This window comes from Alteromonas sp. HB246098 (genome assembly GCF_054890645.1).
Genome location: NZ_JBTZUG010000004.1, coordinates 413599 through 425368, shown reverse-complemented (window position 1 = coordinate 425368; position 11770 = coordinate 413599). Strand labels below are relative to the sequence as shown.

Genomic DNA, 11770 nt, shown 5'->3' with positions numbered 1-11770 from the left:
AATGAGCGCCCACCGATCTGAAGAAATGTACTCTGACCCCATTAGCTAGTGATTTTTTGTTGGACAGTTATGACATACGTTTTCGTATTCGTTTTGAAATGCACGAAAAAACGGGATTTCAAAGTTTTCATTTATCGAATGGTTCACCAATTTAAAAGCTTTTATTTCTGATGATGATAACCAATGTATTGAATTTGGTGGCGCAGCGTTAATTGAAAACCAATAGAAACTGTCAGTTGATAGCATCTCACTTACGTAGTCATTATGTAGACGATGCGCAGTATCTGTAAGTGCGTATTCTTTTGCAGATTTGCAGTTCACAGTGCCACTTCCACTGCAGTGTTGCCATGCATGAACCCCAATATATACATTTTTACCTATAGAGCGTTTCACTCCTGCTAAGAACAAGCTTACTCCTCCTGATGCAATTACACCTCCTTCCAATACATGAGTTTCTAGCTTTTTTTGCCGTATGAAACGTCCTAATTGAAGAGTGACATTATCGTCGTTAGAACCACCATTAGCTGTGAATACAATACGAGTAATCTGTGGTGATTTATCTATTTCTTTGACAACAGCATCTAAAGTGAAACTGTCAAAATTTCCAAGTAAAAAGAGGTTTTCTCCCCTTTTATCAATAACCGTTTCAGTCGTAGTTTGCTCTTTTCCTATAGCACAACAGGACATAATTCCCGTGAGAATCAAAGAAGCAAACGTTTTAAATGCACTATCCATGTGACGGCTCTCTCATCTGTTTATCAGGTCAAAAAAGACACAGTACCATTTATATACTTTGCTGGACTATACTTTAAAGATAATACCGTCACAGAGCATGAAAGCCTGACGGGTCGACTTGGGAAGAAGCGTTAGCATTACGTCTTCGTCTATGTCTAACCCGCCGGTGAACTGCCCGAAGGCGGGCATTACAAATAAGTTTTTGTTGTTAGTAAAGCATTTGCCAGAGTAACGACGTCGTGTAATGGTGGTGCGCTTTTTAGGGTGATAGTGACCGATAACCTGAGCACGAGTTTCGCTCATTTCTGGCTCATGTCTGAACACCATATTATCTAGCACTACTTCAAAACAGGGCGTGCCTGGAATGCCTTCCGGCAGATCTGGGTCATGGTTGCCTTCTACCCACATCCACTCTTTCACTTTATCAACAAGCCTACATAGGTGCTGACGGTCTTCAATAGTCATACGAGACATGCTGTGTTTATCGTGAAAACTGTCCCCCAAGCTTATTACTCGCAAAGGTTGGTAATCATCAATAATACTTTCCAGGCGTTTGAGTGTGGCGGTGGAATCTAAGCTGGGTAAGGGATTCGCATAACTGCGTAAATAACTGCCTTTTTCTAGGTGAAGATCAGAAACAATCAGCCAGTCGCATGCGGGTAAATACGCCACGCCACGTGCGTCTAATAACCACAGGTAGTCTGCGTACTTCGTAATCGTGATATGGCGCTGACTGACTTTCTCTGTCAACCACGAGTCGGTTATTGCCAACTTACCCTCTTGTTCTTTTCATTTGTGAGTTCATATTTCCTATTCAACGCCAGTCCCAGAGAGTAGCGCGCGTACTTCATCCAACATAGTTTCAGCTTCAGCATACAAATCAGCCTGCTCGATGATGGCCTGTGCACCAGCGCCTTTTACTTGCTCACTGCGCACATCAAGTACAATAGGAATGGCCATAGGAGACGGTTTTTCAAGGTTCACTAATATCGCTGAATCTACGTAGCGAATGAGTAAGTTCGCGAGTCGCCGTAAGTCGAGGAGCTCGCGCTCAGCATCAGCCCTGGCTACTTTAAGTAATATATGGTCGCGGTCGTGCTCTCGCAACGTATCGTAAATGAGGTCGGTAGAAAACGTTACTTGCTTCATGGTTTTTTGACTGGCGTGATAACGCTGCTCTGTCAACCCGCTAACCACCGCTACTTGCCTGAAGGAACGCTTTAGCATTGGCGCCTGTAACATCCAATCTTCTAACTCGTCGCCTAGAATATCCGGCTGAAACAGCTGCTGTAACTGCTCTTGGATGATGGCGTCCACTGATGCTACCGACAAACCATAATCAGTCACGCTGAAGCTTAAAGGCTTAATGCCCATTTTTTCCATTCGCCGCGTTAACAACATACCTAAAGTTTGGTTCGCTTTGCGCCCGTCGAAGGTGTAGTACAAGGTATAGTGCGCCTGTCTAAATGGAAACTGCTCCACCAGCACCTTTTCAGGGCTAGGTAGCTGAGAGAACGCCTGCTGAAGCTTCAGCCACTCTTGTACCTGTGCCGGCAGTGCCTTCCAGGATTTTTGATTAGCCAAGATTGCCCGTACCCCTTCTGCTAGATAGGTAGATAGCGGCATTTGGCCACCTGCGTAGCTTGGTATTTTAGGCTCTTTGGCTTTTGCCGGCTTGGCGTGAAGCTGCATGTCGCGGATTGCTTCAAAGCGCAGTACTTCTCCGCCGAAATAAAAGGTATCTCCAGGCGTTAACTGCTGGGCGAAGTATTCTTCTACCTCGCCAATGATCTTGCCTTGGTTTCCCCTTCGGATACGCTTTACCTTTAAACGCCCTGCCTCAACGATTGTGCCTATGTTTTGCCTGTGCCTTTGTATAACTCGCCGATTTGCGGGCGCAAAAGTGCCGTCATCATTTCTGGTCAGGCGCTGATACCGTTCATACGCATTTAGTGCACTGCCTCCATCTTGGGTGAAGCGCCACAGTTTATCGAAATCGTCTCTATCTAACCCTTGATAAGGTGTGGCGGTAAGTATTTCTTGGTACAAGGTATCTGGGCTATCAGCTTTGCTACATAAACAGTTCAAGATAAACTGCGGAATGATGTCTAGCGCGCCTGGCTGAGGGCTTTCGCCATCAAGTTCTCCTTTTTCAATAGCCGTAATAGCCGCTTGGCATTCCAGCGCTTCAAAACGGTTTGCTGGTACAAGTAACGCTTCGCTAGGCTCATCTAACCTGTGGTTCGCTCGCCCTATCCTTTGCAGCAGCCTACTTACGCCTTTCGGAGCACCTACTTGAATGACTTTGTCGACGTCGCCCCAGTCGATACCTAACTCTAACGCAGAAGTACACACAATTGCTCTTAGCATGCCGCTTGCCATCATAGCTTCGGTTTTTCGCCTTTGCTCTTTGCTCAAACTGCCGTGATAAAGCGCTATGGGAAGCGCAGCCTTGTTTGCTTCCCACAACATTTGAAATAGAAGTTCAGACTGAGCGCGGGTATTAACAAACACCAGTGTAGTCTGCGCATTTTCTATGGCTGCATAAATATCATCAATGGCGTACCGGGCCATAAAGCCGCCAAAAGGCATGCGTGCTTTTGAGTGCAGCATTTCAACTTTTGGCTTCTCCCCCGCTTTTACTTTAATGATATTAGTAACACTGTCACTGCCCGCTAGCCACGCGCCCAAAGTTTCGGGAAACGCTACAGTCGCTGACAGGCCTATGCGTTTGCAGCGTGGTGAAAGCACGCTTAATCGCGCTAGGGCGAGTGATAAAAAGTCGCCGCGCTTATTTGCCATTAAGCTGTGGGTTTCATCGATGATCACCCGTTTTAGCTTGCCGAAAAGCTTATCGGCATCGGCGTAGCTTAACATCAGCATAAGAGATTCGGGGGTAGTAAGTAGGATATTAGGCGGCTTTTTACGCTGTCGCTGACGCTTATGAGAAGGCGTATCGCCAGTACGCGTTTCAGCAGTGATAGGCAACGACATTTCTTCAATAGGCTGTAACAGATTGCGATGAATATCTTGGGTTAACGCTTTAAGTGGTGAAATATATAAGGTATGTAAACCATTAAACCCACTCTGATTACCCTTGTTTTCAGCTGGCGCATTACTTTCATTGAGTTCACTAAGCTCTACCAAACTCGGCAGAAAACCTGACAAGGTTTTACCTGCCCCTGTTGGTGCTATCAGTAACGTACAGTCATGTTTATCTTTTTCCACCAACATGGTCTGTTGATAATCACGCAGTTGCCAGCCTTTTTGCTTAAACCACTTAGCGAAAGCGGAGGGAAGTAATGTCATTTACAGTATCTGTTATGCCTTTTCCGCTTTATACGCCAATTCTTTAGTTAAGTTTATATACGCCAACACCTTACTCTCTGCCTTTGTAATAACCATCAAAGCTCGGCACCAAAGCTAAGCGCAATATAACTTGCTTGAAAATAAGTATCTCCTGTACTTTTTATTTATTAGTGGATTAAAGTTATTAGCAATCGTTAATATTCGGATACACTTTAAGTATCGACTCTTCGAAAACGAGTACACTACACTCGTTAAACTACAAAATATGATTACAGGGAACGTAAATGCGAATTCAATCCATAGATGCCATTAGAGGTTTAGCAATCCTTGGCATATTGTTTTTAAACATTGCATATCATCAAAATTTTCACACCGGCTACGCGTTTTTTGAAGAATCACTTTTATCTGATGAGATTATCTCGTCACTTAGCGCGCTTTTCTTAGATGGAAGATTTCGCACCTTATTCTGCCTGCTCTTTGGAGCAGGTTTAGCTATTCAATTCGATGCTTGTCAAAAGCGTGGGCGCAACTTTTTAGACTTTTCTAAATCTCGGCTTAAATGGCTATTTTTATTTGGGTTAATACATGGCGTGTTCATATTTGGCGGCGACATACTGCTTTATTACAGTTTTTGCGCCTACTTTGTACTAAAGCACTTAACGTTAGACCAAGAAGCGCTTCGCGCGAAAAGCGTTAAATACCTTATTGTGGGCAGTATCATTATGCTTGTTTTTGGCATACTGCTTACGCTTGGATACGACTACGGTGGCGCACTTCCACTTAGGTCTAGCGAAGCTTACGCCGAAGAGGTTACGGAATGGCAAAGTAGTTATTTGTTCCAAATTGGCGTTCAAGCATCTTTTGTTCTTGCTACCGTTATTGCAGCCCCTTTTTCCATGCTGTGGCAGTCGATGGGGCTTATGATGTTTGGCGCCTACCTTTATAGAAGTGGTTTCTTTAGCGTTGGGTTTTCATCTACTGTATTTATAAAAGTGGCTATCATTGCCATAGCCACCTCTGTTGTTACTGTTATTCCTCAATTAATGTTTGAGCAGGTAACCTCAGATGTCATTCCTATGTTTACCAGTATCCCCGCTATTTTCTGTGCTTTTGCCTACGCTCATCTGTTAATCAAAGTGAAAAATACAACCACCTGGTGGTATCAGTCATTTATTAACTGCGGCAAGGTGGCGTTTACCCTCTATCTAACACAGTCTATTGTTTTGGCTGTGTTGTTTCGTGTGATTATGCCCGCTTACTATCCCGACTTTGCCTATACGGTGACGCTGCTCGATTTGATGTTAATTACCCTTGCGCTTACAGCAATTCAAATATTGTTGGCGAAATTTATTACTAAGCATTTTGATCAGGGGCCATTTGAAGCGGCATGGAGAACACTGTATCTGCGCAGCTTTTACAAGAAGCAACAAAGCAAGCAAGATGAGGGTTTGGTAGAAGAGCAAGAGTTGGCGACAGAGGCTAATAAAACCTCATAGCTAACATCCGTACTAAAAGAAGTTATATAAATCCAATTCAACCAAAAAGGACCAGAATAAAATCTGGTCCTTTGGCATATTGGCGTAACTATCTAGAATCTGAAAGTGCCTAGCAAAGTAGCCGAGCCTAATTGGTTTTCGTCAGTATCGTAGCCTAACCCAAATTCGATAGATAAATGTGGGTTAAACCAGTAGTGAATGCCTAATTCAAGTGGTCGATTAAGGGGGTTAAATACGTAGTAACAAGCATTCTCTGATTTGGCAGGACTACAAGAAGTGCATCCATCAACGTGGTTAAAAGCTGACGATACTGGCCTTTATTGCGAGCCGGGTGAGTTTTACATCGACCCAATGAATGAAGTCGCCACCGCGCTTGTCACACACGGTCACGCAGACCATGCACGGGCAGGTCATAACAGTGTGTACGCAAGCTCAGAAACACTGGCAATTATGCAAACCCGCTACGGTGAAGATATGGCTATTCATCAGCACACTGTAGCTATGGGTGAAAGTATTACTTTTAACGATGTAAAAGCCACGTTTTACCCTGCTGGCCACATTCTTGGCTCTACACAAATTCTTATCGAATATGCAGGCTACCGCGTTGTAGTTTCCGGTGATTATAAGCGCCGTCACGATCCTACTTGCCCGCCCTTTAAAGTTGTCCCTTGCGATGTATTGATTACCGAAGCCACCTTCGGGCTTCCTGTCTTTAAGCACCCGCCCATAGAACATGAAATTGAAAAACTCCTTCATTCGTTGCGCGTATTCCCCGAAAGGTGCCATTTAGTAGGCGCATATGCATTAGGCAAGTGCCAGCGGGTTATTTTAGCGCTGCGCGAGGCGGGTTACACAAAGCCCATCTACTTACATGGTGCGCAGCTAAAACTGTGTGACCTATACAAGCAATTAGGAATAGACTTAGGTGAGTTAATTCCAGTCTCTGAGGTTGCAGATAAAAAGATCTTAGCCGGTGAGATAGTCATTGCGCCCCCTTCGGCACTTGCCGACAGGTGGTCGCGAAGTTTGCCTAACGTAAGGCCTGTTGTGGCATCTGGCTGGATGCAAATTCGCGCTCGCGCTAAGCAAAAAAATGCCGAGCTACCGCTTATTATCTCTGATCATTGCGACTGGCCTGAATTGCTGCAAACCATTGAAGAAGTCAATCCGAAAGAAGTGTGGGTGACTCACGGCAGAGAAGATGCGCTGATGTATCAGGCTGAAAAAATGGGGTTTAAAGCCAGAGCGCTATCTCTAGTCGGTTATGATGAAGAAGAGCAAGGAGGCGATTAGTGGAAGCATTCAGTCACTTACTTGAGCAGCTGTATTTCACGTCTGGAAACAAAGCCAAAGCTCAGCTTATAGCTAACTACATAGCCAATACACCAGACCCTGACCGAGGCTGGGCAATTGCTGCTATGGCAGGTACATTGCGATTCGACTTTTTTAAGCGCAATACGGTAAAAAAACTCATTACTGAACATGCCGACCCTGAGCTTTTTGCCATGAGCTATGATTATGTGGGTGAGGTTAGTGAAACCGTGGCTCACTTATGGCCTTATAGTGAGCCAACAAATTCGCTACCCACGCTTACCGAAGTGGTAGAAACATTCGCTTCGGTTAGTAAGCAGAAAGTTTCTGAGACGCTAGCCCATTACCTAACAATAATGACACCGGCTCAACGCTGGGCGTTACTAAAGTTGGGCACACGGGGGTTACGAATAGGCGTGTCGGCGCGCTCTATAAAACAAATATTGGCCGACTATGGCAATAAAGACATTAAAGAAGTTGAGACACTTTGGCATGCGGTTGCTCCGCCTTATGTCGATATGCTTGGTTGGCTAGAAGGAAAAGCTGACAAACCTGATATTGAAAATGCCGTTACCTTTCATCCAGTAATGCTTTCTCACCCCATTGAAGATAGCGATATCAACGCTTTCACCAAGAACACTTGGCAAATTGAGAACAAGTACGACGGCATTCGCGTGCAGCTTGTTGTTAAGTCAAATAACCCTGTAGGTGATAAGATTCAGAACGGTAGTAAGGCCGATGGCGATAAGCCCGAAAAAGCCCTTTTTTCTCGTACTGGCGATGATATTAGCCACTCATTTCCTGATCTGCTTGAATCTGTAAGCGGCAATATGGTGCTAGATGGAGAACTGCTGGTTATTCATAATGCAGAACATGGCCTACATCAATCTGAAGAATCGACTGCCCAAAGTGCGGCTAGTCAACGCACCAGTAGTGATAAAAGCGGTAAACAGGCTTCATCCGCCACACAGCCAGACGTGGATACCTTTAATGCCCTTCAGCAGCGCCTTAGTAAAAAGAAACCGAGTAAAGCGTTACAGTCTTCCTCCCCAGTTGGACTAATCGTTTATGATGCTTTAGTGCTTAATGGTGAAGATCTAACAGATAAAACACTAAAGGCAAGGCGCCACGCCCTTGAAGAATGGTTTAGCAACACGAATAACAGCCGTTTGTTTCTTTCTGAAACACTCAATGCCACTTCACCTGAAACCTTGCGCCAGCTTCACGCCCAAGTATGCCAAAATCGTGCTGTAGAAGGGCTGATGATAAAGCGCTTAGATAGTAAGTATGTTCCTGGCAGACCTAAAGGCCAGTGGTTTAAATGGAAGCGCGACCCGCTAGTTGTTGATGCGGTAATGATGTATGCGCAGCGAGGGCACGGCAAGCGTTCCAGCTTTTACTCTGACTACACGTTCGGCGCTTGGGAAGACAGTCAGCTTCTGCCTATCGGAAAAGCCTATTCCGGGTTCACCGATGAAGAACTTAAAAAACTAGATAACTGGGTAAGACGCAATGCCGTGGGACGGTTTGGCCCGGTGAGAGAAGTGAAAAAAGAGTTAGTGCTGGAGGTGGCTTTCGACGCTGTACACCCTTCGACACGGCACAAATCAGGAGTCGCGCTGCGCTTTCCCCGTATACATAGAATCCGCTGGGATAAACCCGCCAGTGAAGCTGATACCTTAGCGAACGTCAAAGCGCTGATAGAAGGCTGAGCCAGCAAAAACACTTTCTTAGTTGTGTAAAATCGCAGAGAATGAACCGAGGAAGAAACAAGGCTTGCACCTTAAGAAAATAAAACAATAGGAAATCGCCATGCCTAAGGCTAGTGAAATTAAAAAGAATAACACTGTAGTATTTGATGGAAAAACTTGCATCGTGCGAGACATTGAACGCTCTGTCCCCCAAGGTCGCGCTGGTGGCAGCATCTATCGCATGCGCATGTACGATGTAGTAACGGGCGCTAAATACGATGAAACCTTTAAAGACTCAGATACCCTAGATATGGCTGACTTGATTCGTCGCCCCGCTATGTTTTCGTATATTGATGGCGAAGAATATGTGTTTATGGATAAGGAAGACTACACTCCTTATCACCTGAACAAAGAGAGTATTGAGAACGAAGCTCTGTTTATTAACGAAGAAACCGATGGCATCCAAGTTGTTATTGTTAGCGAAGTACCCGTCGCCTTGGACTTGCCAATGAGCGTGGAGCTTGAAGTAGTTGAAACCGATCCGTCTATTAAAGGCGCGTCTGCTACTTCTCGTACCAAACCAGCCACGCTTTCGACCGGCCTAGTAGTACAAGTGCCAGAATACATCAGCACCGGCGAATGGATAAAGGTTAATACAGAAGAACGTAAGTTCCAAAGCAGAGCCGATAAGCACTAGGCCGACTTCACGTATTAGCTTATGCTGCAGGTATAGTTTTAAAAGACAAAAAAGGGTTCAATCGAACCCTTTTTTATTGCCTGCTTCACAGCTTTGAAAGCGATTTTTTAACGCTTCCTACTTGGCGATATTTTCCTGCGTAGGCAGTGCGCTAAATGCGCCATACTGAGTTACTGTATAAGCCCCACAGCGAATAGCAAACTCAGTGGCCTCGCTAACATTTTCAAAGTTTTCGGCCCACACATCGAACTCATCGGCGTTTTTAACTTTGGTCGAAAGGAAATACAGGAACCCACCGATAAATGAATCACCGGCTGCAGTCGTGTCTTTCACATCCATTTTTGGTGACGCTAACGTGCCGCTGAACGACTTAGTAATATAGTGAATTGGCTCACCACCGTCGGTCACCAATACAACCTTAACTCCACTATCAAGCCACTGCTGTACTTTTGCATCGGCATTCTCTTCACCGTAAAGCTCTGCAAGTTCCTCGCGGCTTGCCTTTAACACGAAGACTTTCTTAGCCGCCTCATCAATACGCGCTGGTGCATTAGCAGTATCATCCCAAAATGCTGGGCGATAGTTAATGTCTAAGCACACCATCATGCCGTTTTCCTTTGCCTTGTTTAAAATAAACTCGGTGCCGGGAATAAGTTCAGGGCCAGAAATCGAGCCAGAACAGAAATGAAGTACCGTATTTTTGTTGCAATCGATCGTCGACAAGTCTTGTTCTGAGATATGCTTGTGCGCGGCATTATCAACGTAGAAGTCGAACGAACGCTCGCCGTCTTCATCTAAATTTACAAACGCCAACGCCGTATTGCCTTCTTGAGTTGTCCACACGAAGTCAGTGTTCACTTTATAGTGTTCAAGCATTTCTTTAAGAAAAGCCCCAAAAGTGTCATCACCCACTTTAGATACCATTGCGCTCTCACCACCTAGTTGGGCAACTGCAACCGCCACGTTAGCAGGCGCGCCACCTGCGTAAGGCTGGAAAGGCTTCATGGCTGGTATGTTGCCATCTTTGGGCGCTGCACCTTGGCTTAACATATCAATAAGCACTTCACCTAAACACAAAATCTTCATACCAGCCTCACTCAAAAAATGTAAATAAAAGACATTTACTTTGCGTGAACAATACACAAAGTTAACGAATCGTTAATTAATTGGAGCATAGTATTGTCGAACACAACCATTAAATCAACCCAATTGATTTATATTTTTATCAAAGAATTGTAGGATGTCTAGACACTGCATTAGAAACTGTAGACATTTTTGAACAGAAGTAGGCATTCTCTATGCGGATTGGTATTGTTAAACTCACTCCACTTTTAACGGTAGATAGTAATTACTTTGAATATTGAATCGGCTTCTCACCTTCCTTCACAGAACGCACCAGAGTTACTCGATAATCGCTCCGAGAATGAGCGCGCGATCTTAACCTTAATTCGACAACGCATTGCATTACCTAAAGCTGAAATTGCACAATTGACCGGGCTGTCGGCGCAGTCTGCAACGGTAATTATCAAGAAGTTGGAAACCGATGGCTTAGTTAAACGCTTAGCGCCTATTAAAGGTGGCGTCGGCCAGCCAAAAGTACCTTTCGGTTTGAATGCTAACGGGGCATTCAGTATTGGCCTCAAAGTAGGTCGCCGTGGTTTTGACATGACCTTACTCGACTTGAAAGGCAATGTTAAAGCAACCCTTCATGAAAAATTTGACTACCCCACGGTAAGCAATTTACTTAACTTCGCAGAGCGCGCCTTCGGTGTTTTAACTAAAAATTTAGATAAAGCGCAGCAAAACTTGGTTAGAGGGTTAGGCGTAGCCATGCCTTTTGAAATTTGGAGTTGGGCAGAGGAAGCAGGCGCGCCGAAAAAAGAGTTAGAAGAATGGAAAGAGTTCGACCCGCAAACCGCGCTTGAAAGCTTATTAAGCCTACCCGTTTTTATTAAAAATGATGCTGGGGCCGCATGTAGCGCAGAGATGTCTTTCGGTAATCCGAAGCGCTACGATAGCTTTTTGTACATTTTTGTTGGTACGTTTTTAGGCGGCGGACTGGTACTTAACAACCAGCTTATCAATGGCAAAACCGGTAATGCCGGTGCTATTGGCTCGCTACCATTTCTTAGCCAAAATCATCAACGTCAGTTAATAACGCAATCTTCGCTTTATCTATTAGAAAGCGAGCTTGAAAAAGCAGGGGAAGACGCCAAGCATATTTATGAGTCCCCCTCTTACTGGCAGTGTAATGAATCACTTGTAGAAAACTGGGTGCACGAGACAGCCAAAGGGCTGGCGTTTGCTTCACAGTGCGCTATGAGCCTTTTGGACTTAGATGGCGTAATCATTGACGGCGCCATACCCAGCAACATAAAAGAATTACTAGTTGAAGCAACCCAAAGAGCGTTGAAAGACTTGGATATGCGAGGTATTACTCCTGCGCAAATTAGTCCCGGTCACGTGGGCATAAAGGCCCAATCGATTGGAAGCGCAAACTTAGCACTTCAGGCTAACTATTTTTAATTATT

At 44.8% G+C, this 11770-nt stretch carries 9 protein-coding genes; 5 read left to right on the top strand and 4 right to left on the bottom strand.

Annotated elements, in window-relative coordinates; translation table 11 throughout:
- Positions 1–45 precede the first annotated feature (45 nt).
- From ACYTPF_RS11860 to ACYTPF_RS11850, 3 genes are all read right to left on the bottom strand, one after another.
- Positions 46–735 carry a hypothetical protein gene (locus ACYTPF_RS11860; RefSeq protein ID WP_461852329.1) on the bottom strand — a complete coding sequence of 230 codons (690 nt, stop codon included), beginning with the start codon at positions 733–735 and terminating at the stop codon, positions 46–48.
- Between the two features lie 66 nt (positions 736–801).
- Positions 802–1506: a ligase-associated DNA damage response endonuclease PdeM gene (gene pdeM, locus ACYTPF_RS11855; RefSeq protein WP_461852328.1), complete on the bottom strand. Its 705-nt coding sequence runs from the start codon at positions 1504–1506 to the stop codon at positions 802–804.
- Between the two features lie 39 nt (positions 1507–1545).
- The gene (locus ACYTPF_RS11850) at positions 1546–4044 is read right to left on the bottom strand and encodes a ligase-associated DNA damage response DEXH box helicase (protein ID WP_461852327.1); all 2499 of its coding nucleotides are present in this window, start codon (positions 4042–4044) and stop codon (positions 1546–1548) included.
- Between the two features lie 284 nt (positions 4045–4328).
- Between ACYTPF_RS11850 and ACYTPF_RS11845 the strand changes: the two genes are divergently transcribed.
- The 4 genes from ACYTPF_RS11845 (at position 4329) to efpL (ending at position 9239) form a co-directional block, all read left to right on the top strand.
- Positions 4329–5540, top strand: a complete 1212-nt coding sequence (locus tag ACYTPF_RS11845) for a DUF418 domain-containing protein (RefSeq protein ID WP_461852326.1) — start codon at positions 4329–4331, stop codon at positions 5538–5540.
- 276 nt (positions 5541–5816) lie between these two features.
- Positions 5817–6833: a ligase-associated DNA damage response exonuclease gene (locus ACYTPF_RS11840; RefSeq protein WP_461852325.1), complete on the top strand. Its 1017-nt coding sequence runs from the start codon at positions 5817–5819 to the stop codon at positions 6831–6833.
- A complete protein-coding gene (locus ACYTPF_RS11835; protein ID WP_461852324.1) occupies positions 6833–8563 on the top strand; it encodes a cisplatin damage response ATP-dependent DNA ligase in 1731 nt (576 codons plus the stop codon). The genes ACYTPF_RS11840 and ACYTPF_RS11835 overlap by 1 nt, the downstream gene beginning before the upstream one ends.
- 100 nt (positions 8564–8663) lie before the next feature.
- Positions 8664–9239, top strand: a complete 576-nt coding sequence (gene efpL / locus ACYTPF_RS11830; protein ID WP_025257482.1) for an elongation factor P-like protein EfpL — start codon at positions 8664–8666, stop codon at positions 9237–9239.
- A gap of 117 nt (positions 9240–9356) precedes the next feature.
- Here efpL and ACYTPF_RS11825 read toward each other — a convergent pair whose 3' ends face one another.
- The gene (locus tag ACYTPF_RS11825) at positions 9357–10325 is read right to left on the bottom strand and encodes a carbohydrate kinase family protein (protein ID WP_461852323.1); all 969 of its coding nucleotides are present in this window, start codon (positions 10323–10325) and stop codon (positions 9357–9359) included.
- Positions 10326–10592: 267 nt separating this feature from the next.
- Between ACYTPF_RS11825 and ACYTPF_RS11820 the strand changes: the two genes are divergently transcribed.
- On the top strand, positions 10593–11765 hold the full coding sequence (locus ACYTPF_RS11820; RefSeq protein WP_461852322.1) for an ROK family transcriptional regulator: 1173 nt from the start codon (positions 10593–10595) through the stop codon (positions 11763–11765).
- The last annotated feature ends 5 nt before the right edge of the window (positions 11766–11770 follow it).